At 67.4% G+C, this 25,309-nt stretch carries 19 protein-coding genes; 13 read left to right on the top strand and 6 right to left on the bottom strand.

Annotated features, from left to right (window positions below; genetic code table 11):
* Window positions 1–68: 68 nt before the first annotated feature.
* Together CXR02_RS14185 and CXR02_RS14180 are read right to left on the bottom strand one after the other, a co-directional pair.
* Window positions 69–1,373 carry a type II toxin-antitoxin system HipA family toxin gene (locus tag CXR02_RS14185; RefSeq protein ID WP_104062593.1) on the bottom strand — a complete coding sequence of 435 codons (1,305 nt, stop codon included), beginning with the start codon at window positions 1,371–1,373 and terminating at the stop codon, window positions 69–71.
* Entirely contained in the window at window positions 1,366–1,593 is a 228-nt protein-coding gene (locus CXR02_RS14180) for a helix-turn-helix domain-containing protein (RefSeq protein ID WP_200950725.1), read from the bottom strand. Before CXR02_RS14180 ends, CXR02_RS14185 begins: the two co-directional genes overlap by 8 nt.
* Window positions 1,594–1,729: 136 nt before the next feature.
* Between CXR02_RS14180 and CXR02_RS14175 the strand changes: the two genes are divergently transcribed.
* From CXR02_RS14175 to CXR02_RS14140, 8 genes are all read left to right on the top strand, one after another.
* Window positions 1,730–2,077, top strand: a complete 348-nt coding sequence (locus tag CXR02_RS14175; RefSeq protein ID WP_056344245.1) for a holo-ACP synthase — start codon at window positions 1,730–1,732, stop codon at window positions 2,075–2,077.
* A gap of 37 nt (window positions 2,078–2,114) precedes the next feature.
* Window positions 2,115–3,728, top strand: coding sequence for an NAD(P)H-hydrate epimerase (locus CXR02_RS14170; protein ID WP_104062592.1), 1,614 nt, complete (start codon window positions 2,115–2,117; stop codon window positions 3,726–3,728).
* Window positions 3,729–3,801: 73 nt separating this feature from the next.
* Window positions 3,802–6,057, top strand: coding sequence for a glycogen debranching protein GlgX (glgX, locus tag CXR02_RS14165; RefSeq protein WP_104062591.1), 2,256 nt, complete (start codon window positions 3,802–3,804; stop codon window positions 6,055–6,057).
* The gene (gene treY / locus CXR02_RS14160; protein WP_104062590.1) at window positions 6,054–8,396 is read left to right on the top strand and encodes a malto-oligosyltrehalose synthase; all 2,343 of its coding nucleotides are present in this window, start codon (window positions 6,054–6,056) and stop codon (window positions 8,394–8,396) included. Before glgX ends, treY begins: the two co-directional genes overlap by 4 nt.
* Window positions 8,393–10,183 (top strand): malto-oligosyltrehalose trehalohydrolase, encoded by a 1,791-nt coding sequence (gene treZ / locus CXR02_RS14155; RefSeq protein WP_181037238.1) that lies wholly within the window; start codon window positions 8,393–8,395, stop codon window positions 10,181–10,183. The genes treY and treZ overlap by 4 nt, the downstream gene beginning before the upstream one ends.
* An 89-nt stretch (window positions 10,184–10,272) precedes the next feature.
* Entirely contained in the window at window positions 10,273–12,972 is a 2,700-nt protein-coding gene (locus CXR02_RS14150) for a hypothetical protein (protein ID WP_104062589.1), read from the top strand.
* A gap of 51 nt (window positions 12,973–13,023) precedes the next feature.
* Complete coding sequence (gene mgrA, locus CXR02_RS14145) at window positions 13,024–14,061, top strand: L-glyceraldehyde 3-phosphate reductase (protein WP_104062588.1); 1,038 nt, start codon at window positions 13,024–13,026, stop codon at window positions 14,059–14,061.
* Window positions 14,062–14,219: 158 nt separating this feature from the next.
* Entirely contained in the window at window positions 14,220–15,305 is a 1,086-nt protein-coding gene (locus tag CXR02_RS14140) for an inositol-3-phosphate synthase (RefSeq protein WP_104062587.1), read from the top strand.
* Between the two features lie 85 nt (window positions 15,306–15,390).
* Here CXR02_RS14140 and CXR02_RS14135 read toward each other — a convergent pair whose 3' ends face one another.
* From CXR02_RS14135 to mshA, 3 genes are all read right to left on the bottom strand, one after another.
* Window positions 15,391–16,308 (bottom strand): DUF559 domain-containing protein, encoded by a 918-nt coding sequence (locus CXR02_RS14135; RefSeq protein WP_104062645.1) that lies wholly within the window; start codon window positions 16,306–16,308, stop codon window positions 15,391–15,393.
* A 121-nt stretch (window positions 16,309–16,429) separates the two neighbouring features.
* Window positions 16,430–18,118, bottom strand: coding sequence for a formate--tetrahydrofolate ligase (locus CXR02_RS14130; RefSeq protein ID WP_104062586.1), 1,689 nt, complete (start codon window positions 18,116–18,118; stop codon window positions 16,430–16,432).
* 90 nt (window positions 18,119–18,208) lie between these two features.
* A complete protein-coding gene (mshA, locus tag CXR02_RS14125) occupies window positions 18,209–19,483 on the bottom strand; it encodes a D-inositol-3-phosphate glycosyltransferase (protein ID WP_104062585.1) in 1,275 nt (424 codons plus the stop codon).
* 119 nt (window positions 19,484–19,602) lie between these two features.
* On the opposite strand from mshA, the gene CXR02_RS14120 reads away from it, so the two are divergent.
* On the top strand, window positions 19,603–20,127 hold the full coding sequence (locus tag CXR02_RS14120) for a GNAT family N-acetyltransferase (RefSeq protein ID WP_258060972.1): 525 nt from the start codon (window positions 19,603–19,605) through the stop codon (window positions 20,125–20,127).
* Here the strand turns inward: CXR02_RS14120 and CXR02_RS14115 are convergent.
* The gene (locus CXR02_RS14115; RefSeq protein WP_104062583.1) at window positions 20,124–21,566 is read right to left on the bottom strand and encodes a 6-phospho-beta-glucosidase; all 1,443 of its coding nucleotides are present in this window, start codon (window positions 21,564–21,566) and stop codon (window positions 20,124–20,126) included. The genes CXR02_RS14120 and CXR02_RS14115 overlap by 4 nt on opposite strands.
* A gap of 70 nt (window positions 21,567–21,636) precedes the next feature.
* Here CXR02_RS14115 and CXR02_RS14110 point away from each other — a divergent pair, with 70 nt between their 5' ends.
* The 4 genes from CXR02_RS14110 (at window position 21,637) to tsaB (ending at window position 25,308) form a co-directional block, all read left to right on the top strand.
* Window positions 21,637–22,728: a carbohydrate kinase family protein gene (locus CXR02_RS14110; RefSeq protein WP_104062582.1), complete on the top strand. Its 1,092-nt coding sequence runs from the start codon at window positions 21,637–21,639 to the stop codon at window positions 22,726–22,728.
* Between the two features lie 74 nt (window positions 22,729–22,802).
* Window positions 22,803–24,041 carry an alanine racemase gene (alr, locus tag CXR02_RS14105; protein ID WP_258060971.1) on the top strand — a complete coding sequence of 413 codons (1,239 nt, stop codon included), beginning with the start codon at window positions 22,803–22,805 and terminating at the stop codon, window positions 24,039–24,041.
* A gap of 17 nt (window positions 24,042–24,058) precedes the next feature.
* Window positions 24,059–24,637, top strand: coding sequence for a tRNA (adenosine(37)-N6)-threonylcarbamoyltransferase complex ATPase subunit type 1 TsaE (gene tsaE, locus CXR02_RS14100; protein WP_104062644.1), 579 nt, complete (start codon window positions 24,059–24,061; stop codon window positions 24,635–24,637).
* Window positions 24,637–25,308, top strand: coding sequence for a tRNA (adenosine(37)-N6)-threonylcarbamoyltransferase complex dimerization subunit type 1 TsaB (tsaB, locus tag CXR02_RS14095; protein ID WP_104062580.1), 672 nt, complete (start codon window positions 24,637–24,639; stop codon window positions 25,306–25,308). Before tsaE ends, tsaB begins: the two co-directional genes overlap by 1 nt.
* The last annotated feature ends 1 nt before the right edge of the window (window position 25,309 follow it).

Here is a 25,309-nt window from a genome sequence, read left to right as displayed (position 1 = left end):
TGCCCTGCGAAACGGAAGCCCCGAGCCTTAGGCTCGGGGCTTTTGTTCTTGGTGCGCAGGCTCGAGTTTCAGCTGCGCGGGGGCGCGCCCGGAACTGGACCCAGTGCGGCTAGGGACGGGTGCGCGCTACCGATCCCGACGGCCTTGCCGTCCAGGAGATTCCTCGTCCCGTGGCCGATGTACCGTGCCACTTTTTCCCCGACGGCGGATGCGTCGGCCTTTTCGAGGGCCTGCGCGAGCTCTTCGAGCGTTCCGGTGACTGCGCGCCATGCATGCCGTTCATGGAGTCCCCAGGAGACGCCCTCGGTGACCAGGTCTTCTACTGTCAACGACGGCTGATAGGCGCGGGAGTTGATCCGGAGGGACATCTTCAGCTGGCCGTTGGGCGCCAGGGCGTGCGTTGACACGTCGTAGAGCGGCGCCAGCCTGACGGCACCGTCGGGGCGTCGGAGGGTGGAAAAGTTCTTGGCGTGGGCGTCGGTGTTGCCGATGGCGGTGTTGAAGGCCGTGTGCGCGAGCAGCGTCTCGCGGTCGTCGGGCCCGGCCCCGAGGATGTCCCGGCGCCGTCGCAGCAATCCGGCAAGGTTCCTCAGGTTTGCGGCGGCAGTGACGCCTTCGAACTTGCTGTCCGTGTCCCAAGGCAGACCGAGAGCCTGTGCGCCGTCCTCTTGGTGGATACGCTCCACGCTCCGGCCAGCGACGCGGCGATCGTAGCGTTCCAGAACGAGGACGGTCCGGCCGGCGAAGGAGCGAACGTCACTGCCGAACGTGGTCAGCCCGATCCGCTGCGAAAGCTCCAGGCAGAACGCCTCGGCGTGCAGGGCGCCTTCGTTTCCGCCCGCCACCGGCTTGAGGATGTGGGTGGAGGCGGCGCCGTCGACCCCCGCGTGCCACACCCCGTCCAGCAGGGCAAGCGTGGTCTTGGGCTGGTATCCGGCCAGGGAGCCGCCGCCGCCCACGGCGCCAAGCGCGTAGTCGTTGATAAGTGTTAACCGTTCCGCAACCTGCTCATCGGTCAGTGCCTCATAGGATTCGGCCGGTTCCCCGGGATCCCCACCGACGCGGATCGCGCCGGCGACATCGCGGCCGGCATACGACACCAGGGCGAAGGCATCATCGCGGCTGGCCTGCGCCTGTTTGGCGAGGTTCGACCTGCCGGAGCCTTCCGGCAGTAGTCCACCAAAGAATGCGGTGGCCGCCTCCGGCGTCGAAGGGCGGGGCCCGAGAGGCAGATTGGCGGACAGGATCCGTGAGCCGATCCCGAACCGGGCCATCCCGTCGTCGGAGGATTCGAACGTCACTGTTGTCGCGCCGTTGCGGACCATATGGCCGATGACGGTGCCGTAAAGGTGGACATCCTGCACTTCAGCCACGGTCGGCGCCTTCCCGGAACGTCAGTTCGATTCCGAGTTTTTCCATAACGGCGAAGAACTGGTCGTTGAGCACCTTGGGCTTACCTGTCTCCAGTTCGGAGAGGTACCGCTGGCTGACTCCGAGCCGGCTGGCCAGCTCGCGCTGGGAGAGCCCGCTGCGCTGGCGGACGCCGTAGACCATCAGGCCCAGGTCGGCCACTGACTTCATGACGCCGTGCACGCGGCCTCCTTGATGAGTTACTCGTAGTAGGTTCGTGGTGATTACGTTTTCGTAATCATACCAGCGTGATTACGAAAACGTAATGGCGGGGCCCTGTGTGCACGGCAGGCGGTGAGCGTCCCCGTAGAATAGCGCCATGATCGTTGGCATTGGCGTAGACGTTGTAGACATCGAGCGGTTCGGCCGCCAGCTTGAGCGGACCCCGGGGCTCCGGGACCGGCTGTTCGTGCCCGCGGAACGCGAGCTGAACACCCGCTCCCTGGCCGCGCGGTTCGCCGCCAAGGAAGCCGTGGCCAAGGTCCTCGGCGCGCCGGCAGGCATGAACTGGCAGGACTGCTGGATCGGCCTGGACCAGCACGGCCCCACCATCCAGGTCAAAGGAACTGTGCTGGCCGTGGCCGAGTCCAAGGGCGTCAAACGCTGGCACGTCTCCATGAGCCACGACGGCGGCATCGCCACCGCCACGGTCCTGGCCGAAGGCTGAGTCACTTACTGCTCCGCCCAACGACGGACCTGACACTATGATCAGCGCCTATACCGGAACCCAGATCAGGGCGGCAGAACAGCCGTTCCTGGCTGCCGGGATGGGCGATGTACTGATGCAGCGGGCCTCCCACGGGCTCGCCAACGCCGTGGTCCAGGAGCTTCAGGCACGCAGCCGGCGGCTTTACGGCGCCAGCGTGGCCGTCCTCGCAGGCAAGGGCAACAACGGGGGAGACGGCCTCTTCGCCGCCTCGTTCCTGGCCGCCAGGGGGATGCGTACGACGGCGGTGCTCACCGCCGGAACGGCCCATGCCGAGGCGGTGGCTGCCTTTGAGCGCGCCGGGGGGCGCATACACCTCCTCACCGAATCCAACGCCAGCCAGCTGGCCGCACACGTGGCGGGTGCCGACGTCGTGATTGACGCAATCCTGGGGACGGGCGCCCGCGGCGGCCTTCGCGGAGCTGCAGCCGGCCTGGTGAGCGGCCTTTCGGATCTGCGGCTGTCGGTCGGGGATCCGGGGATTGTGGTTGCCTGCGATATCCCCAGCGGCGTTGATGCCGACACCGGGGAAGCCCATGCGCCGGTGCTGTCCGCGGATGTGACCGTAACTTTCGGCGCAGCCAAGGTGGGGCTGCTGGCGGACCCGGGCGCCGATCACGCCGGCCGCATCCACATGGTGGCTATCGGCATCGAAGACGAACTGCCCTGGCCGGCGCTGCGCAGGTTTGAGCCGGTGGACCTGGCCCGGCTCCTGCCCCAGCCCGGGAGGCGCTCACATAAGTATTCCCGCGGCGTGCTGGGCGTCGTGGCCGGATCCGCCGACTATCCGGGCGCCGCCGTGCTGGCCTGCCGGGGTGCGCTGGCTGCCGGCGCGGGGATGGTCCGCTACCTGGGCCCGCCCGAGGTGGCCGACCTGGTGCGGCAGTCGTGCCCGGAGGTTGTGTGCAGCACGGGCTCTGTCGGTGAGACGCACGTCCAGGCGTGGCTGGTGGGTTCGGGCATGGGGCCGGGCGATACTGAACAGCTCCGGCACGCCCGTGACGCCGTGGAATCCGGCCTGCCCGTGATCGCCGACGCCGGGGCGCTGCCTGCCCTGCCTGCAGTCCTGGCGCCGCAGGTGATTCTCACGCCGCACGCCGGCGAGCTGGCGGCCCTCCTCCAACGGCTCGCCTCGTCCCCGGAAAGCCCGGACTTTGATCCTGCCCCGGACCGTACCGCCGTCGAGTCCTCCACCCTTGACGCGGCCCGGCATGCCGCCGTGCTGACCGAGGCCACCGTGCTGCTGAAGGGTGCCACCACCCTGGTCGCGTCGCCCTTCCAGGATTTCTACAGCCAGGCGGACGGCACGGCGTGGCTCGCCACCGCCGGAAGCGGCGACGTCCTGGCCGGGATCATCGGTGCGCTGCTCGCCCAACTGGGGCCCGACGTCGGGCGCTTCCGTGATGCGGGCATCGATCCCGACGAGCGCTGGGCAGCTATTGCCGCCCTCGGGGCCAGCCTCCACGGCCTCGCGGGAGCGGCCGCCTCCGGCGGCGGACCGCTGACTGCGGGCCGGATTGCGGACGCCGTACCAGACGCTTGGTATAAAGTCAGCCTGCTTAGTAAACAGGCGGACCGGAAACGTAATAGTCACACCCACCCGCTACCGTAGGCATAGGTTTTGTACCGGCAGGGGCGGTTTTTGTGTCCACGTACCCACTGTCGAACAACGATGAGGAGCACGCATGGAAATCTGGCCTGGATCGGCATATCCGCTTGGCGCCACTTTTGACGGGACCGGCACGAACTTCGCCTTGTTCAGCGAACACGCCGAAAAAATCGAGCTGTGCCTCTTCGACGACGACGGTGTCGAAACGCGGTTCACGCTCGATGAAGTGGACGGCTACGTGTGGCACGGCTACATCCCGCAGGTCCAGCCCGGCCAGAAATACGGCTACCGCGTCCACGGGCCCTACGACCCTGACTCCGGCAACCGCTTCAACGCCAACAAATTGCTCCTGGACCCCTACGCCAAAGCCGTACACGGGCAGATGGACTGGGAACCGGCCCTCTTCTCCTACAACCTGGGCGACCCGGACTCCGTCAACAACGAGGACTCCGCACCGCACATGATGATGGGCGTGGTGATTAACCCGTTCTTCGACTGGGACGGCGACCATAACCTGCGCATTCCGTACCACAAGTCGGTCATTTACGAGGCCCACGTCAAGGGTCTGACCCAGCTCCACCCCGAGATCCCCGAGGAGCAGCGGGGCACCTATGCCGGCGTTGCGCACCCGTCGGTTATCTCGCACCTGCAGAAGCTGGGCATCACTGCCATCGAACTGATGCCGGTGCACCAGTTCGTCAACGAGGGAACCCTCCGGGACCAGGGCCTGAGCAACTATTGGGGCTACAACACCATCGGCTTCTTCGCGCCGCAGAACACCTACAGTTCCACCGGCGACACCGGCCAGCAGGTCCAGGACTTCAAGGCGATGGTCCGCACCCTGCACCGGGCGGGCATCGAGGTAATTCTGGACGTGGTCTACAACCACACCGCCGAGGGCAACCACCTGGGCCCCACGCTCTCCTTCAAGGGCATCGACAACGCCTCCTATTACCGGCTTATGGAGGGCGACGAGAAGCACTACATGGACTACACGGGCACGGGCAACTCGCTCAATGTCCGCCAGCCGCACTCGCTGCAACTACTCATGGATTCCCTGCGGTACTGGGTCACCGAAATGCATGTCGACGGCTTCCGCTTCGACCTAGCGTCCACCCTGGCCCGCGAGTTCTACGACGTGGACAAACTCTCCACCTTCTTCGAACTCATTCAGCAGGACCCCGTGGTTTCCCAGGTCAAGCTCATCGCCGAGCCCTGGGACGTGGGTCCCGGCGGCTACCAGGTGGGCAACTTCCCGCCGCAGTGGACGGAGTGGAACGGCCAGTACCGCGACACCGTCCGCGACTTCTGGCGCGGCGAACCGGCCACACTAGGCGAATTCGCCTCCCGCATCACCGGGTCCGCTGACCTGTACGAGCACTCGGGCCGCCGGCCAGTGGCATCAATCAACTTTGTCACAGCCCATGACGGCTTCACGCTGGCTGACCTGGTGTCCTACAACGAGAAGCACAACGACGCCAACGGCGAGGACAACAACGACGGCGAATCCCACAACCGTTCCTGGAACTGCGGCGCCGAAGGTCCCACGGACGATCCCGCCGTCCTGGGGCTGCGCGCCCGCCAGCAGCGGAACTTCATCGCCTCGCTGCTGCTGTCCCAGGGTGTGCCCATGCTGCTGCACGGTGACGAACTGGGCCGCACGCAGCAGGGCAACAACAACGGCTACTGCCAGGACTCGGAACTGACCTGGATCAACTGGGAGAACATCGACCAGCCCCTCGTCGAATTCACCGCCGCGGTCAACGCCCTCCGCGCCAAGCACCCCACCTTCCGCCGGAGCAGGTTCTTCGACGGCCGCCCTGTCCGCAGAGGCGAAGGCGAGCGGCTGCCGGACATCGTATGGCTGGACCTCGACGGCGACACCATGAAGCCGGAGGACTGGGACAGCGGTTTCGGCCGTTCGGTCGGTGTATTCCTCAACGGTGACGGCATCCAGGGCAAGGACGCCCGAGGCCGCCGGATTACCGACGTGAACTTCGTGCTGTACTTCAACGCGCACGACGACATGGTGGACTTCACCCTTCCAAACGACGAGTACGCACCGGCGTGGGACATCATCATCGACACCGCCGGGCATAACGCGGACACTGCTCCGGTGAAAGCTGGCCAGACCCTTCCTGTGGACGCCAAGTCACTGGTGGTCCTAAGAGCGCACATGGTGGAGGAATCGGAGCCGGACCACTCAGTAGCTGCATCGCTGGCTGCCCTGACGCAGACCAGCACCAGCGAAACTGAGGCCCTCAGTACGCCCACCGTGCCCGAGCCCAAGAAAACGAAAAAGGTCAGCAAGCCGAAAGACCAGGAAAAGTGAAGGTTCCGGCGTCCACCTACCGGCTCCAGATCCGCAGCGGCTTCACGCTCTTTGATGCTGCCGCGACCGTTCCTTACCTGAAATCACTCGGCGTTGATTGGGTCTACCTCTCGCCGATTCTGACGGCGGAACACGGTTCCGATCACGGCTATGACGTGACGGACCCGTCGTCGGTGGACCCGGAGCGGGGCGGTCCGGAAGGGCTGCTTTCCCTTTCGAGGGCCGCGCGGGAGCACGGCATGGGCGTGCTGGTGGACATCGTCCCCAACCATGTGGGCGTGGCCTCGCCGGCACAGAACCCGTGGTGGTGGTCGCTGCTGCAGGAAGGGCGTGGCTCGCCTTACGCGGAAGCGTTCGACGTCGACTGGGACTTTGGTGCAGGCCGGATCCGGATCCCCGTCCTGGGCAGCGATGACGACCTCGGACTTCTGGAGGTTGCAGATGGCGAGCTCCACTATTACGGCCACCGCTTTCCATTGGCCGCAGGTTCATACTCCGACGGCGACTCTCCGCGGGCTGTGCATGACCGGCAGCACTACGAGCTCGTCTCCTGGCGCCGGGCGGACAGCGAGCTGAACTACCGGCGGTTCTTCGCGGTCAACACCCTGGCGGGCATCCGGGTGGAGGACCCCTGGGTCTTCGGCCAGGCCCATGCCGAGGTGAAGCGCTGGTTCGACGACGGCCTGGTTGACGGGCTGCGTGTGGACCACCCGGACGGCTTGGCGGATCCTGCCGGGTATCTTCGCTGGCTCAAGGACCTCAGCGGCGGAGCCTTCGTCCTGGTGGAGAAGATCCTGGAGCCGGGCGAGGAGCTGCCGGCGGAATTCGCCTGCGAGGGGACCACCGGCTACGACGCCCTGGCCGACCTGGACCGCCTGCTGGTGGACCCGGCCGGCGAGGCTGCACTGAACGCGTTGGATGCACAGCTGCGCTCTGGCGAGCCTGCGGACTATGCGGCCATGATCCTGGGGACCAAGCGTGCCGTGGCGGATGGCATGCTGCGGTCCGAGATCCTGCGGCTGGCACGCCTTGTTCCCGCTTCCGCGAGTCTGTCCGAGGACGTCGCGGCCGATGCCCTGGCGCAGGTCATCGCGGCGTTCCCCGTGTACCGCACTTACCTTCCCACGGGTGAGGACGTGCTGCGCGAGGCCTGCGCGGCCGCCGCTCGCCAGCGCCCTGACCTGGCCGACGTGCTGGACGTGCTGCTGCCCCTGCTGCTGAAGCCCGAGACTGAACTGGGCCGGCGGTTCCAGCAGACGTCCGGCATGGTGATGGCCAAGGGCGTGGAAGACACGGCCTTCTACCGCTACACCCGGCTGGGGACACTGACCGAAGTGGGAGCGGACCCGTCCCACTTCTCCCTTGCCCCGGAAGAATTCCACCGGCGGATGGCCGAGCGCCAGGAGTCCCTGCCGCTGTCCATGACCACGTTGACCACGCACGACACCAAGCGCAGCGAGGACACCCGGGCACGGATTTCCGTGATCGCCGAGCTGCCGGACGAGTGGGCCGCAACCCTGGACACGCTTCGCGGGCTCGCCCCGGTGCCCGACGGCCCGTTCGAGAACCTGCTGTGGCAGGCGGTCATCGGTGCGTGGCCGGCGTCGCGGGAGCGGCTGCAGGCCTATGCGGAGAAGGCGGCCCGGGAGGCAGCCAATTCCACCACCTGGACGGATCCGGACGAAAAGTTCGAAGCACGGGTTAAGGCAGCGGTGGATGCAGTGTTCGACGACGCCCGGGTCACCAGCGTGATCGAGGACTTCGTCGCCCGGACGGATTCCTTTGCCGCAACCAACTCGCTGTCCCTGAAACTGCTCCAGCTGACCATGCCGGGGGTACCGGACGTCTATCAGGGCACCGAATTCTGGGACCGCTCGCTGGCGGATCCGGACAATAGGCGGGCAGTTGACTTCAAGCGCCGCGAAAGCGCCCTTGCCGCACTGGATGCCGGCACGATTCCGGCGGACTACCAAGATGAGGCCACCAAACTGCTGGTGACCTGCCGGGCGCTCCGGCTCCGCCGGGACCGGCCGGACCTCTTCCAGGGCTACCGGCCCGTTCCTGCTTCCCACGCTGCGGCGGACCACCTGGTGGCCTTCGACCGCGGGGCGGACAGCAGCGGCACTGGCGGCGCGCCCGGTGCGTTGACTCTTGCGACCCGGCTTCCCGTCGGACTGGAACGCGCCGGCGGGTGGCGGGATACCGCCGTCGAACTTTCCACCGCCATGCGGGACGAACTCACGGGACGGACGCACGGCCCCGGCCCGGTTCCGGTGGCCAGCATCCTCCAGCAATACCCTGTGGCGCTTCTCGCGCCCGTGATCGGAGACAACACATGAGCCTGACGCACCACGGTTCCGGCCGGTTCGATGTCTGGGCCCCGGACGCCTTAGCCGTCTCGCTGCTCGCCAACGGGCACCAATACCCCATGAAGCAGGTGGCGGGAGCCCCCGGCGCGGATGGCTGGTGGTCCGCGCCGGACGCGCCGGCGGACGCCGACGTGGATTACGGCTACCTGCTCGACGGCGATACGAACCCGTTGCCCGACCCCCGGTCCCGCCGCCTCCCGGACGGCGTCCATGCCCTGTCCCGCACGTACGATCCCGGCTCGTACGCCTGGCAGGACGCCGGCTGGCAGGGGAAGGGACTGCGCGGCTCGGTCATCTACGAACTCCACGTGGGAACCTTCACCCCCGACGGAACCCTGGACGCCGCGGCGGACAAGCTCGGCTACCTCGCGGACCTCGGCATCGATTTTGTGGAGATGCTCCCGGTCAACGGGTTCAACGGCACCCACAACTGGGGCTACGACGGTGTGCAGTGGTTCGCGGTCCACGAAGGCTACGGCGGTCCTGCGGCCTACCAGCGTTTTGTTGACGCCGCCCACGCTGCAGGGCTGGGGGTTATCCAGGATGTGGTTTACAACCACCTGGGACCCAGCGGCAACTACCTGGCGCGTTTCGGCCCCTACCTCAAGCAGGGCGACGCCAACACGTGGGGCGATGCAGTCAACCTCGACGGCCCGGGGTCCGACGTCGTGCGTGAATACATCCTGGACAACGCCGCCCTGTGGCTGCGCGACTACCACGTGGACGGGCTGCGCCTGGATGCCGTCCACGCGCTGCGCGACGAGCGGGCCGTGCACCTCCTGGAGGAGCTCGGCGCGCTGGGCGATGCCGTCTCCGCGGAGACGGGGCTTCCCAAGACCCTGATCGCCGAATCGGACCTCAACAATCCGCGGCTTATCTACCCCCGCGACGCCAACGGCTACGGCCTCGCCGGGCAGTGGAGCGACGACTTCCACCATGCGGTGCACGTCAATGTCAGCGGCGAGACCGCGGGGTATTACGGCGATTTCGCGTCGCTCGGCGTGCTGGCCAAGGTCCTGAAGGACGGCTTCCTACACGACGGCAGCTACTCCAGCTTCCGCGGACGCCATCACGGCCGGCCCATCAACACCTCGCTGGTCCACCCCGCTGCCCTGGTGGTGTGCAGCCAGAACCACGACCAGATCGGCAACCGGGCCATCGGGGACAGACTGTCCCAGTCCCTGCCGTACGGCCCGCTGGCCGTGGCCGCAGTGCTGACGCTGACCTCGCCCTTTACGCCCATGCTGTTTATGGGCGAGGAATTCGGTGCCTCCACGCCCTGGCAGTTTTTCACGTCGCACCCCGAGCCGGAGCTGGGAAAGGCGACGGCGGAGGGCAGGATCCGCGAGTTCGAGCGCATGGGGTGGGATCCCGCCGTCGTCCCCGATCCGCAGGATCCCGAAACGTTCCGGCGCTCCAAGCTCAACTGGGCGGAGGCTGCTGACGGTGACCATGCGCGCCTCCTCTCGCTCTACCGCTCGTTGACCGCGCTGCGGCGCGCTTACCCCGAACTGGCCGGCCTGGGGTTCGCGGAAACGGACGTGACGTTCGACGACGACGCCGGCTGGCTGCGCTTCCGGCGTGGGTCCACGGAGGTGCTGCTGAACTTCTCAGCCTCGCCGGTGCGCCTGGACGGTGTGCGGGGGGCGGTGCTGCTTTCAACGGACCAGGACTCTTCGCTGGACGGGAATGCGTTCCTGCTTTCGGCACACAGTGGGGCGGTTCTGACTACTGGGGCAGAAGTAACCTCGAGTTAACGTAGACACTGGAGTGACCCAGGCGTACTATTCGCGTACTGACCAGCCGTGATGGGCGGCTCGGTGGTGTGCGGGCGATGGAGGCCGTCATGGGTGACCCAGTGAACAACGCATCCAAGGTTCCGCCCATGCTTGAATTGCGGATCCATGGCATCCGCAACACCCCGCCCCACGAGCTCCTCCGATCGGGGAAGCGGTCACTCAAGCCCGACGACGTGGAGCTCTCCTGGGGTGACGAGCTCGCGGGCTTTTACCGGGCCAAAGTCGGGGCGGGCGCCGGAGCCGAAGGCACCGTTGTGGACGCCGGTGCAAGTGCAGGTGTTGGTGCAAGCGCAGGAGCCGGTGCCGCGGCAAACGGTGACAGCCCCCGGGTGGTGGAGGCGTATTCGTGGGGACGGCTGGCACGCTTCACCGGGGTAGGAATGGCCGGGAAGGTCGCCGACGCCGCGGTCCGGACGGCCTGGTTCCTGCTGATGCCCTTCGGGCTGACCAACGCCGCCTACTGGAGCCGGCCGTTGCCCGCCGTTCAGCAGCAGGCGGTTACCGATCCAGTGACCAGGCAGGCGGAACCGCGCATCGACTACGCGGACAACAAGCCTCGCGGGCACGACGGAGCGGGACGGATCAGGCTCTTCGCGCTGGGTCTGACCCTGTACTTTGTGGTGACGGCGGCCGTGGTTTCGATGGACCTGATCGCGGTCCAGTGTTTTCCCGCCGACGTCCCGGACCAGGAACGCCGCGTCTGCTCCGCGCTGCCGGCCTTCCTGGACGGCCTGGCCGGCTGGACCCGCGGACAACGCGTCGTCATGTTTGCCCTGATACCCATCGTGTCGGTGGCCGCCCTGGCAGCCATCGCCTACCTGGCGCGGACCCGGTTCCATCCCCGGCCGGACCTCGGCAATGGCACCCAGGTAGTGGCCGGCAGCAGTGTCGAGGAAATAGCAGCGCTCCCTACGCTGATGATCCGGAATCTGTGGGAAGCGCGTAAGGAGATCCGCTACAACGGGTGGCTGCACGTGTGGGCGGCGCTTGCCGCGGTTGGCGCCATCATCGCCTGGGACGGGCTCTGGACACGGATCGACGGCATTGCCTGCGGAAGCCTGGGCACATTCTTCACGGAGTGCGCCCTTCGTATGGCGCCCGGGCGAATCGGCCTGACTGGCATGGCGATGGTCTTGGCGTGGCTGGTCGCGGCCGGCGCGGTGGTGCTTGCGGGGATTGAGACGGTCCGGAAGTCCCCGGATAATCCGGACATGCCGTCCCGGGACGGATCATCATTGATGGGCTGGATTTCCGGCGGAGCCATCATCAGCGTCGTCGCGGCCGGTCTGGCAGCCGTTTTCTCAGGTGCTCCTGTCGGCGGCGTCCCGGGCGCAACGCGAATGCTGGGCCTGGGCACCGCTCCGGCCGGGCTCATGTTCGTGATGCTGGTGCTGATCCTCACCATGAGCCGGCTCCGAAGGGAGGGCTACGACAAACGGACTCTCGGCTGGCGGGGCAAGGGCTCGGCGGTCTTCTCCACCCTTTCCCTGGGAGCGGCAACCATTCTGAGCTGCGCAATCGTGGGGGCTGCCGCCACCGTACTCCAGCGCAACCTCGAGCGGCGGGCTGCCACGGCTGACGGGATGTGGCGGTACGGGTCCATGGCCGGTGACGTCCTGATGCCGCCGTCGGTCTTTTCGCTCTTCAGCGGGCTGCTGCTGGGAGTGATCGTCGCGGGCGCCGTCGCCTGGGGATGGTGCACGTGGCGGGCCGTGCGATCGATGACCTGGAACACGCAGGAAGCCGCCGTCTCGGAGCTGCTCTCGGCCTACTCTGCCGATCCGCCCCTGCCGCAGCAGGAAGCGGCCGGCCGCAAACTGGTGGCCGCCCGGCGGACCGCGTCCCTCGCCCACCGGGCGGAGGCCGTGGTGTCGCTGCTGGCCGTCCTCATTTTCCTGGGGTTGCTGTCAGCCTTGATTCTGGGCACCTTCAAGGACTGGTGGAATTCCGGCCCGGTGGCAGGGCTTTACAGGCTGATCGAAAGCATGGGCGTCCTGGGTCTCGCTGCGGCTGGCGCCACCATTGTTGCGCTTGCCGTGATGTCGGCCAAACCGAACTCCCGGCCACTGGCACTGCTCTGGGATCTGATGTGCTTTATGCCCAAGACCGCCCACCCGTTCGGTCCCCCCAGCTACGGCGAGCGGGCGGTCCCCGAATTTGCCGCCAGGATTGCGGCGTGGCTGGATGGCACGGACGGCGCGCCCCCTGCCAAAACCGGCATGGTGGCGATCTCGGCGCACAGCCTTGGCGCGGTGATCGCCGTCAGCGCCCTGTTCCATCTGAAGTCAACGCGGCCGGATTTGCCTTTCAACCGGATCGGCCTGCTGACCTACGGCACGCAGCTGAGGTCCTATTTTGGCCGGTTCTTCCCGGAACTCCTGGGGCCGGCCGTGCTCGCCACCGCCCCGGTGGGCCGGACAAAGCTCACCGCGGCCGGAAGCCCGGACGATGAGCGCATGGTGACCGGCGAACCGACCGTTCAGTTCGACGTGAACCTCAGCCACGTCCTCGGGGCCGGTCCGAATCGATGGGTGAATCTGTACCGCAAGACCGATTACCTCGGCTTCCCGGTTCTCTATAAAGGTCCGGGAGGTGCCGAGAACGTCGGGACAGACCCCTACGCGCAGGAGATGGATCCCTTCACGTACCAGTTCCTCGTCGTAAGCCACAGCGACTACCTGCAGGCGCCCCAATACGACGAGGCGATTGCCGCCGTCGTCAATTCCCTGCCGGCTCCGGAGACGTAACCCGGGGCCTTGCGGTCTGTTGCGCGCGTCACAGATGGCAGGATGGTATGTATGACTTATTCAGCCGCGGAAGACCGCTATGAATCCATGCCCTACCGCCGCGTCGGACGCAGCGGACTGAAACTGCCGGCCATTTCCCTGGGCCTGTGGCACAACTTCGGCGACGACAAGCCCTTCGAGGTGCAGCGCGCCATCCTGCGCCGCGCCTTCGATCTGGGCGTCACCCACTTCGACCTCGCGAACAACTACGGTCCCCCTTACGGCGCCGCCGAGACCAACTTCGGCCGCCACTTCAAGGACGACTTCAAGCCGTACCGCGACGAACTCATCATCTCCAGCAAGGCCGGCTACGACATGTGGCCGGGCCCGTACGGCAACTTCGGCTCCCGCAAGTACCTGCTGGCCAGCCTGGACCAGTCCCTGGAGCGCATGGGCCTAGATTACGTGGACATCTTCTACAGCCACCGCCCGGACCCGGAAACGCCGATGGAAGAGACCATGGGCGCGCTGGACCAGGCCGTCCGCTCGGGCAAGGCGCTGTACGCGGGCATCTCGTCCTACACCCCGGAGCAGACCCTCGAGGCCGCGCGGATCCTGAAGGAACTCGGTACGCCGCTGCTGATCCACCAGCCGAGCTACTCCATGCTGAACCGATGGACCGAGAACGGCAGCCCCAACCTGTACGAGGCCCTGGAGCAGGTGGGCGCCGGCTGCATCGCCTTCTCGCCGCTGGCCCAGGGAATGCTCACAGGCCGCTACCTCAACGGCGTGCCCGCCGATTCCCGGGCAGCGCAGCACAAGTCACTCGACGAAGCCATGATCACTCCCGAGAACCTGGACCGCGTCCGCGGGCTCCACCGGATCGCCGAGGGCCGGGGCCAGACCCTCGCGCAAATGGCGATCGCCTGGATCCTCCGCGAGCAGGGCAAGGGCTCCTCCGTGACATCTGCACTCGTCGGCGCTTCCAGCGTCCGGCAACTGGAAGACACCCTGTCCGCCATCAACAACCTGGACTTCACCGCAGACGAGGTCAATGCCATCGACGAGTTCGCCGTCGAGTCGGACATCAACCTATGGAAGCAGAAGTAACAACGTAACGCTTCAACTGACGGGGGCCGGGAACAATCCCGGCCCCCGCTTGGTTGGGTAAGATGAAAAGGCGCCGAATGGCGCACTGCCAGCGTGCCGCCGTCGTACTTTCCGGTACCGACCGTTCTGGCGGCTGAAGTTGTCTTCAAAGGAGCTCCGTGTCTGCAAATCCGATTCGTGTTGCCATCGTTGGTGTGGGTAACTGCGCCGCCTCGCTCGTCCAGGGCGTGCAGTATTACCGTGACGCCGATCCCCAGGCCACGATCCCGGGTCTGATGCACGTGGAGTTCGGCAAGTACCACGTCAACGATGTCCAGTTCGTTGCCGCTTTTGATGTTGACGGCAAGAAGGTGGGCGTGGACCTCGCCGACGCCATCCTGGCCAGCGAGAACAACACCATCAAGATCGCCGAAGTGCCCCCGACAGGTGTGACCGTCCAGCGCGGCCACACCCTCGACGGGCTCGGCAAGTACTACCTCGAGACCATCGAACAGTCCGCCGAAGAGCCCGTGGACATCGTCGCCGCGCTCCGCGAATCCAAGGCCGACGTTATGGTCTGCTACCTCCCGGTTGGTTCCGAGGATGCAGCGCACTTCTACGCGCAGGCTGCCATCGACGCCGGCGTGGCGTTCGTCAACGCCCTCCCCGTGTTCATCGCCGGCACCAAGGAATGGGCCGACAAGTTCACCGCTGCCGGCGTGCCGATCGTGGGCGACGACATCAAGAGCCAGATCGGTGCCACCATCACGCACCGCGTTATGGCCAAGCTCTTCGAAGACCGCGGCGTCACCCTGGACCGCACGTACCAGCTGAACGTCGGCGGCAACATGGACTTCAAGAACATGCTGGAGCGCGACCGCCTCGAGTCCAAGAAGATCTCCAAGACCCAGGCCGTGACTTCCAACGTTGAAGCCGACATTGCACCGCGCAACGTCCACATCGGCCCGTCCGACTACGTCCAGTGGCTCGACGACCGCAAATGGGCCTTCGTCCGCCTCGAAGGCCGCAACTTCGGTGACGCCCCCGTATCGCTCGAATACAAGCTGGAAGTCTGGGACTCACCCAACTCCGCCGGCGTGATCATCGACGCCATCCGCGCCGCCAAGATCGGCCTGGACCGCGGCATCGGCGGCCCGCTGCTCTCGGCCTCGAGCTACTTCATGAAGTCCCCGCCGGAGCAGTTCAACGACGACCTCGCCCGTGAAAAGGTCGAGGCCTTCATCCGCGGCGACCTCGAGCGCTAAACCCGCTCCACCCCCCTCGTTGCTCTATCAGTTGTGGTCCCCAAACGTATGGTTTGGGGACCACAACTGATAGAGCAACTGGCGTTTAAGGGGACTTGAGTGCAAGCCGGACCTGATTGACCGCGCAGCGGAAGTCGTGAGCCAGATCGTCCGCGTTGAATTTGAAGTACCTCCAGCCAGCGGCATTGAACGTTTCGTCGCGGCGATTGTCGCGCGACTGCTGCTCGCGGGTCAGGTGATGGCCGCCGTCGTACTGGATGGCGATCCGATGGGCGCGGTAGCCCAGGTCTGCCGCCGGCGAGTACGGGTCGTCCTTCACAATCCGCAGTTGCAGTTCTGGCTCCGGCAGGCCCGCGGCAGTCAGGGCGAGGCGCAGGAAAGTCTCAGGGGCGGAATCCGCACCGGGACGGATGAGCTCGACCGCTGCCCTTGCTTTCACGATGCCCTTGAGCTTCGGGTGCCTCCTCAGCATTTCTTGCAGCTCCGGAAGCGTTGACCACGGCTCCGCGCGGTCTTCAAGGCCGGGCCGAGGCAGCCGGATCAGCTGGTCACCCACAGCCACGAGGTCCTCCAGCGGCACGAGGCTGGCAAGGTCAAGCCAAGTGCGGGCCGGCGTGGAGATCCGCATCCCGTCCCGCATCATGATCTCCCCATCAAAGGCCAGGACGGTATGGCCGACCACGCCTTCGCGCCGCACCGGGGGCAGGTTCCTGGGCTTGCTCAGATGGAGTTCCCGGCAGTCGCGGAACCAGGTAGGAAGCCAGAGCCCAAGCACGACGGCGGCCGTTAGATGCGAGATCCAGGCGCCCGGAGTGGCAGCGCAGAGCGCCCTGGCAAGGCCCCGGATTTCAAAGTCCCAGCCCGTGGGCAGATACAGCAACCGTCCGGCGGACGTGAGGTCGGAGGAACGAAGTCTTCCGTTGCTCAGGCTGGCAGCCCGCGCCTCATGGACAGTGAACGGAACGGACGAAAAGCTGAACGGCAGAGGTGCGGAGGGTCGCATGCACACCATTGTCGCCCGAAGCCAATCTCTCCCGCAGAAGTTATCCACAGTTCCCGTTGCTCTATCTCTTTTGGTCGCTTTGCCCCCGGAATAAGAGCTCAAAGTGATAGAGCAATGTGGGTCAGAAGAGGCCGACCGGGTTGCCGTGCGCGTCGACGTCCATGCGCATCGCGGCGGGCTCCTTGGGTAGGCCGGGCATGGTCATGACGGCACCGGTCAGGGCCACGATGAAGCCGGCGCCGGTCTTGGGAATGAGGTCGCGTACGTGGATGGTGAAGCCCTTGGGTGCGCCCAGTTGCGAGGCGTCGTCGGTGAACGAATACTGCGTCTTCGCCATGCACACGGGCATTCCGCCCCAGCCGTTCTTCTCAATGTCGGCCAGCCTTTTGAGTGCCGGCACCGAGAACTCCACGCCGTCGGCCCCGTAGATCTCCTGCACGATCGTCCGGATCTTGTCCTCCACAGACAGGGTCAGCGGATACAGGTGCCGGAAGTCCGACGGCGCCGCCACCGCGGCGGCGACCTTCGCCGCGAGTTCATCGCCGCCGTCGCCCCCTCCGCCCCGGCCCCAGACGTCGGCGACCGCGGCCTGTACGCCTTCCCGGACGCACCAGGCGAGCAGCCACTCCAGCTCTTCGGGCGTATCTGTGGCGAACTTGTTGATGGCCACCACCGGCGCGATACCGAACTTCTCGACGTTGTGCACATGCCGTTTCAGGTTCCCGACGCCGGCGGCCAGCGCCTCGACGTTCGGCTCCTTGAGCTGGTCCTTCGGGACGCCGCCGTGCATCTTGAGCGCCCGGACCGTCGCCACCACCACGACGGCGGACGGTGCCACGTCTGCGATGCGCGCCTTGATGTCCATGTACTTCTCAGCGCCGAGGTCCGCGCCGAAGCCGGCTTCCGTGACCACGATGTCGGCCAGCTGCTGCGCTGTCCGGGTGGCGATGAGGGAGTTGCAGCCGTGCGCGATGTTCGCGAACGGGCCGCCGTGGACCACGGCGGGCGTGCCGGCGATGGACTGGACAAGGTTGGGCTTGAGGGCATCCTTGAGCAGCATGGTCAGCGCGCCCTGGACACCCAGATCCGCCACCGTGACCGGCCGGCGGTCGTAGCTGTAGCCCACAGTGATGCGGCCCACGCGGTCGCGCAGATCGTCCAGGTCCGTGGCCAGGCAGAAGACGGCCATGATCTCGGAGGCCGCTGTGATGTCGAAACTGTCCTGGCGGGGCACGCCCTGCGCCGGTCCGCCGAGGCCGATGATCACCTCGCGCAGCGAGCGGTCGTTCATGTCCAGGACGCGCTTGAACGTCATGCGCCGCGGATCGATGTTCAGCTCATTCCCCTGAAAAATGTGGTTGTCCACAAGGGCCATGAGCGCGTTGTTGGCCGAAGTGATCGCGTGGAAGTCACCGGTGAAATGCAGGTTGATCTCGTCCATGGGCAGGACCTGGGAATAGCCGCCGCCCGCCGCCCCGCCCTTCATGCCCAGGATGGGGCCCAAGGACGGTTCGCGCAGCGCGATCATGACCTTGTGGCCCGCCCGTGCCAGCGAATCGGCGAGACCCACCGTGGTGGTGGACTTTCCCTCGCCGGCCGGGGTGGGGGACATGGCCGAGACGAGGACCACTTTCCCTGCGGTCTTATCCGCGGGGAGCCGCAGCCGGGCGGGGTCGATTTTCGCCTTGTACCGCCCATACGGCTCCACGGCATCGGCATTGATACCGGCCCGCTCCGCGATCTCCCCGATGGGCAGGATGACGGCCTTTTGCGCGATCTCAAGATCGGTCAGGACCTTGTTTTCAGACATCGATGTCCTTTGGCTCTGTGCGGAACACTGTGCGCGACAATCTATCAGCCGACGATTCCAAGGTGAGAGAGAGGGTTGGGGGAAAACGGCTCAAAGGTGAGAGAGGGTTGGGGAAGTCGGGATCAGCCGGCTGGCCAGCTGCTGTTCAACGGCGGCGTGGTAGGTCTCAAGCGTGATGGCGGCAGTGCGGTTCCACCCCAGGTTCTCCGCGCGGATGGCCGCGGCCCGCCCCATGTCGGCGCGGGTGTCCGGATCGTCGTACATGGCTTCGAGCGCGTCCGCCCAGTCTGAAGCGTGGTGCCCGTCCACCAGCAGCCCGGTCCGGCCATGGCAGATGGCGCGGGACAGCCCGCCCACCCGGGTGCCCACCACGGGCGTCCCGCAGGCCTGCGCTTCGATGGCCACCAGCCCGAACGATTCGCTGTAGGAAGGCATCACCACAACGTCGGCCGCCCGGAACCAGGACGCCAGGTCAGCCGCGCTGACCGGGGGAAGGTGCGTGACGACGTCGTCCATTCCAGACTCAGCGATCAGGTGCCGGAGGTTGAAGTCCTTGTTGCCGCTGAGGGCACCAAGGATGGTGAGCCGGAGATCGATCTCGGGCCGCCGGGAGCGCAGCAGGGCCGCAGCCTTGAGCAGGACCTGCGGGCCCTTCAGCCGCTGGATGCGGCCGGCGAAGACCAGGTGGAACGTCTCCGGCGAAACACCCCGTTCGGCCCGGGAACGCGCGCGGAAGGCGGGAGTGAAGGTGCTGAGGTCCACGCCCGGCGGTGCGACGTCGATCCGGTCGAATTCGGCACCATAGTGGGACACCAGTTCTTCGGCTTCGGCGGTGGTGTTGGCGATCAGGCGGGCGGCGCCGTCGACGATCCGGTGCTCGCCCTCTTCGCGCCGCCGCGGCTCGGGCTGTTCGCCGGACTCCAGCAGGAGGTTCTTGACCTTGGCCATGGTGTGCATGGTGTGGACGAGCGGCACGCCCCAGAGCTCCGAGAGCTCCAGGCCGGCGATCCCGGACACCCAGTAGTGAGAATGGATGACATCGTAGCGGCCGTGCGGCTGGCGCTGGCGGATCTGCTCGATCTCGGCCACCATGTGGTGCAGCAGCCCCGGCAGTTCTTCCTTGGGGATCTTCCGCGGCGGCCCGGCCAGCACGTTGTGGACGCACACGCCGGGGTCCGGATGTTCGACGGCGGCCTGCTTGGCTGACGTGGAGCGCGTGAAGATCTCCACCTCCACGCCGGTCTCGGCCAGCGCGGAGGCCAGTTCCCGGATGTAGACGTTCATCCCGCCGGCGTCGCCGGAGCCTGGCTGCTCCATCGGGGAGGTGTGGAGGGAGAGTAACGCGACCCTGCGGATCAATGTCATGGCTTCCCCTTCCCACCGCCCACGCGGCGTGGGCCCGCTGTTGCCCACTCGGTAAAACACTACTCCTGCCCGCTCCCGGGCGGCCTCCCGGCCCCTGCCCGGCTGCTAACGTGGCGCGTGTGAATGCAGCCACTACTCCGCCCAGTTCCGCTGAATACTCGATCCGCCCCGCCACGGACGCCGACTGGCCCGGCATGTGGGCCGTACTGGAGCCCGTCATCCGGTCCGGCGAGACGTTCACCTGGGACCGGGACACCACAGAGGCCGACGCCCGGGCCCGCTGGTTCAAGGATGCCCCCGGCCAGGCGTTTGTGGCCGTGACGGCCGACGGCAGCGTGGTCGGCACCGGCGAGCTGCACCCCAACCAGGGCGGCGCCGGGAGCCACGTGGCCAACGCCGGCTACATGGTCCACAGCGGCCAGGGCGGCAAAGGCGTGGCACGGGCTTTGTGCGCCTACTCCCTGGATGCGGCGAGGGACGCGGGCTTCCGGGCCATGCAGTTCAACGCCGTGGTGGAAAGCAATGTCCGTGCGGTGGCCGCCTGGCAGGGCATGGGCTTCGAAATCCTCGCAACCATCCCCGAAGCGTTCAATCACCCGACCCTCGGATACGTGGGTCTGCACGTGATGTACCTGAAGCTCTAGCCGCGCCAAAGCCCGCGCAGCCTAGGGAAGGCGTGCTCGTAGCCGGCCATGAGCTGTGCCCCCAGGGCAGGAGAGTCCACCAGGGGATGCCGGCCGAAAGCGTCGAGGGCCGCGGCCCGGTCTCCGTGCGTGGCTGCCCGGACGGTGAGCCGCTCCACCTCCTTGACGCGCTGGAGGAGGGTGAGTTGCTCCGGTCCCGGGGCTGACTGCGGAAGCGGCGCCGCGCCGTCGGGCGTTACCGTGCAGGGGACCTCGACGACGGCGTCCGCCGGCAGTCCCGGAATGGCCGGTTCCGGGGTGGTGCTTCCGGGGGCGGTCGCCCCGACAGGACCGGACGGAAGCGTGTTGGGCGTGTTGAGGATGAGCTGGGAGTCTCCTACACCCGCCAACGCGCGCATCACGGCCAGGGCGACGCGTTCATAGCCGCCGCCGGCGAGGTCGTCCTCGTCGCGCTGCTCGCCGTGGGTCCGGGCCTCGGCGAGGTAGCCCTCCTCCCGTGAGCGCCGGGCCGCGTCCCACAGTGCGTAGGCGTCCGCTCCGGCTGAGGCGAGCCGCGGGTACAGCTCCGCCTGCTGGTGGTGGATTGATTCCCCGCGGGTGACGGCCATGGCGCGCATGGCCGCGGCGGCGCCGTCCCGCTGGTAGTAGTAATAGAGGTATTCGTTGGGCAGGGCGCCAAGGTCCTTGAGGAACGGCTGCGGGAAGAGCCGGCCTTCCTCGAAGGTACTGAGGGCAGCGGCGTCCGACAGCAGTGCGGGCAGCAGATCCTGGCCGCCGGCCTCCAGCCGGTAGAGCCAGCCCAGGTGGTTCAGCCCGTAGTAGCCCACGCCGTCGAGCGTTCCGTCCGGCAGCGGCAGCCCGGCCGCGCGGGCCGCCCGGTGCACCAGCCCGCCCGCGGAATCGCAGATCCCGATGACCCGCCGGCCAAGGACCGGCAGCAGGGCTTCGGTGACCATGCCGGCCGGGTTGGTGAAGTTGATCAGCCAGGCGTCCGGGCAGAACTCCTTCATCTTCCGCGCCAGATGCAGCATCTCGGGGATGGTGCGCAGCGCGTAGGAGATGCCGCCCGCGCCGGTGGTTTCCTGGCCGAGCAGGCCAAGGTCCTGGGCCACGCGTTCGTCCTTGATCCGGCCGGCCGTGCCGCCGGGACGGATGGCCGCGAACACCAGGTCCGTACCCGCCAGGGCCTCCGGCAGGGACGTGGTGGTGCGCACGGCGGGGGCCTCGGCACGTGCGTACGGGCCGGAGGTGGGGCCGCCGGCAGCGCCGACGTCGGACTCGGGCATGGCGCGCAGCACCGCGCGGATGGCGCTGAGGCGGGCGGGGTCGACGTCGAACAGCACGAGTTCGCTGACCAGCCCCGCAAACGCGCCGGACGCCAGAGCCCGGTACACAAGCGGCACGCGGAATCCGCCGCCGCCGGCAATCATAAGCCGCATAGGCAGCAGTCTAGGGCGCCGCCGGGCACGCCCCTACCGTGGGGCCGCGGCAGGGCGTAGTCTGCCGGACATGGACGCCATCCCGGACCGCCGCTTCGATCCGCTCTCAACCGTCCGCACACCGTCCGACGGCGGGTTCGACCTGCTGCTGGCCGGCACGGTTTTCCAGGACATCATCTTCACGGGCCTGCCGCACGCGCCCGAGCCCGGCACGGAAATCTGGAGCGAAGGCATGGGCAGCTGCCCCGGCGGCGTCGCGAACCAGGCCATTGCGGCGGCGAGGCTGGGACTGCGCACGGGACTCGCAGCCGCCTTCGGCGACGACGGCTACGGCGACTACAACTGGAAAATCCTGGCCGGGCAGGAACACGTGGACCTGAGCCTGTCGCGCCGCATTCCTGGGTGGCATTCCCCGGTCACCGTCTCGCTCAGCGTCCACAACGACCGTTCCCTGGTGACGCATGGCCACCCGGCCCCCGTGACGTCGTCGGAACTGATCGGTTCGCCGCCGCAGGCGCTCGCCGGCATTGCCGCGTTGGACGCTGAGATCGAGCCGTGGGCGGTGGCCGCGCACCAGGCGGGGGTGAAGCTGTTCGGGGATGTGGGCTGGGATCCCAGCGGGGAGTGGGCTCCGGTGCGGCTGGAGAACCTGCAGTATTTCCATGCTTTCCTGCCCAACCAGCGTGAGGCCATGGCGTTCACGGGGAAGGACAATCCGTGGTCCGCGCTGTATGCGCTGGCGGACCGCGTGCCCGTGGCCGTGGTGACGCTCGGTGCGCAAGGTGCCATGGCCGTGGACTCGGAAACCGGGGAGGAAGAGTGGGTGCCGTCGTTGCCGGTGGCCGCCTACGATCCCACCGGGGCCGGCGATTGCTTTGACGCGGCCTTCATCGTGGGCAGCCTGGCCGGCTGGCCGCTGGGCAACCGGCTCCGCTTTGCCAACCTCTGCGCCTCCCTGGCCGTGCAGGAGGTGGGCGGATCGCTGGCGGCGCCCGGCTGGGGAGACATCGCCGACTGGTGGAAGCGGGCCAACTCCCGGCCGGAACGCCAGAGCAGCCAGTGGCTTCGCCGATTCGGTTTCCTGGCGGACATTGTCAGCGACGTCCCGCTGGCAGCGCAGCGCCGGGCCTCCGCTACCATCGCGCACCTGTCCGACGCCTGATGCCGGAGCGCCCGGACAGTGTGCCCGGGCGGCGCGATTATCCCGCCCCGAGCGCCCGCACTAGAATCACTAAGGTGACTTATCCCGTAACAACCGGTGACTTCCGTGCGGCCTCAGGACCTGATCCTCGGTACGAGCGGTCCGCCGTCATTGACCTGGACGCCATCCGCCACAACGTGCGGCGGCTGGCGGACGCGGCCTCACCCGCGAAGGTCATGGCCGTGGTCAAGGCCGACGCGTACGGACACGGCGCGGTTCCGGTGGCCCGGGCCGCCCTCGAAGCCGGCGCATCGTGGCTGGGGGTCGCACATATCTCCGAGGCGCTGGCACTGCGGGCCGCGGGCATCGACGCCCCCCTGCTGGCCTGGCTGCACACGGCGGAAAGCAACTTCGCCGCAGCGGTGGCTGCCGGCGTCGACATCGGCTGCTCCGGCTGGGAACTGGACCGGATTGTGGCCGCCGCGCGTGACCAGGAACGTCCCGCACGGATCCACCTGAAAGTGGACACGGGCCTGGGCCGGAACGGCGTAGCGCTCGATGCCTGGGACCAGCTGCTGGGCGAAGCCATGGAGTACCAGGACCAGGGTCTCCTGCGGGTGGTGGGCATCTTCTCCCATCTGTCCGTGGCGGATGAACCCGAACGGCCGGAAACCGATGAACAGCTGGCGGCCTTCCGCGAGGTGCTGGCTGTGGCCGAGGACGCCGGTGTGGACCCCGAGGTCCGCCACCTGGCCAACACCCCGGCCACGCTGTCCCGCCCCGATACTCACTTTGACCTGGTCCGCGTGGGCCTGGGCATCTACGGCCTCTCGCCCTTTGAAGGCCAGACGTCCGCCGAACTGGGCCTCCGGCCCGCAATGACACTGCGGACTCTGGTGTCCCAGTGCAAGCAGGTCCCCGACGGGCAGGGCGTCTCGTACGGCCTGCGCTACCGGACCAGCGGCCCCAGCACCCTGGCGCTGATCCCGCTGGGATACGCCGACGGTGTGCCGCGCATTGCCACCGGCGGTCCCGTCCGGGTGGCCGGCCGGACCTACCCCGTGGTGGGCCGGATCGCCATGGACCAGATGGTCATCGACCTCGGCAACATCGGCCCCGCCGGCGCAGACCTCGTCGGCGCCGAGGCGGTGCTGTTCGGCAACGGGGACGACGGCGGGCCCACGGCGGACGACTGGGCGGTCGCCGCCGGCACCAACAACTACGAGATCGTGACCCGGATCAGCCCGCGGGTGCCGCGCCGGTTCATTAACGACAGTCCCGCCGGCGCCGCTCCCGGCGCCGGCAATCCCGACGCCGGGCAGGCAGCGCCGTGAGCGTGCTCCCGGCAGAGATGCCCACGTGGGAACAGACGCTGAGAGTCACGACGGCGGATGAGACGCACGCGCTCGGTGCCGCTTTAGGGGCGGCGCTGCAGGCCGGGGATCTGTTGGTGCTGACCGGCGAGCTGGGTGCCGGCAAAACCACCTTCACGCAGGGGCTCGGCGAAGGCCTGGGCGTGCGCGCGGGAATCATCTCGCCCACGTTTGTTCTGGTCCGCATCCATCCCAACCTGCCCGACGGCCCGCGGCCCGGTGGCCCGGACCTGGTGCACGTGGACGCGTACCGGCTGGGATCGGCGTCGGAAATTGACGATATTGACCTGGAAAACACGCTGGACTCGTCCGTGACCGTGGTCGAGTGGGGGCGCGGCCGGGTGGAGCACCTGAGCGAGAGCCGGCTGGAAGTGGACCTGCACCGGGCGATCGGGCTGGACGCCATAGGCGCCGCGGAACCAATGCCCGGCCACACCGAAATCCTCGACTTCGACACTGAGGACCTCGACGAACCCCGTACCATCGTGCTGCGCGGGTTTGGTCCCCGTTGGAGCACCCAGCCTGTCCTCGGCGGCGCCTTCGAAGGAACACCCTGATGCTTATTCTCGCCATCGACACCTCCGCCGTGGCTAGTGCGGCACTCGTCTCGGATGACGCCCTCGAAGGCGTGGTGGCCAGTTTCTCCACGGAGGACACGCGCAGCCACGCCGAAGTGCTTGCACCCGGCATCGAGGACCTGCTGGCCTCCGCGGGCGTCACCGGCCAGGACATCGACGCGATCGTGACAGGTGTGGGCCCCGGCCCGTTCACCGGCCTGCGCTCGGGGATCGCAACCGCCCGGACGCTCGCGTTCGTCTGGGACAAACCGCTGTACGGGCTGATGAGCCTGGACGCCGTGGCACTGGAAGTGGCTGAGTCCACCGATGCCGCGGCCGAATTCCTGGTGGTCACGGACGCCCGGCGCAAAGAGGTCTACTGGGCGCGGTACAGCCTCGCCGACGGCCAGTTGCCGCAGCTCGAGGACGGCCCGCACGTCAGCTTCGCGGCCGACTTGCCGGACCTCCCGGCCTACGGCGCCGGCGCCGGACTCTACAGCGATGTGCTGCGCGCAGACCCTGACTTCAGCAACGAGCAGCCCGACGCCCTCTACCTCGGACAGTTCGCCTTGGCCCGGCTCGCAGCCGGCGGGCAGCTGCTCGACTCCACGCCCCTGTACCTCCGGGAATCAGACGCCCAGGTCCCTGGCCCACGGAAGCGGGCCCTGTGAG

Origin of the sequence: Arthrobacter sp. 4R501, from assembly GCF_002929755.1 — a bacterium.
Classification (GTDB): domain Bacteria; phylum Actinomycetota; class Actinomycetes; order Actinomycetales; family Micrococcaceae; genus Arthrobacter.
Note: the sequence above shows the minus strand (reverse complement) of the source record. Positions and strands in the feature narration are given on the sequence as shown.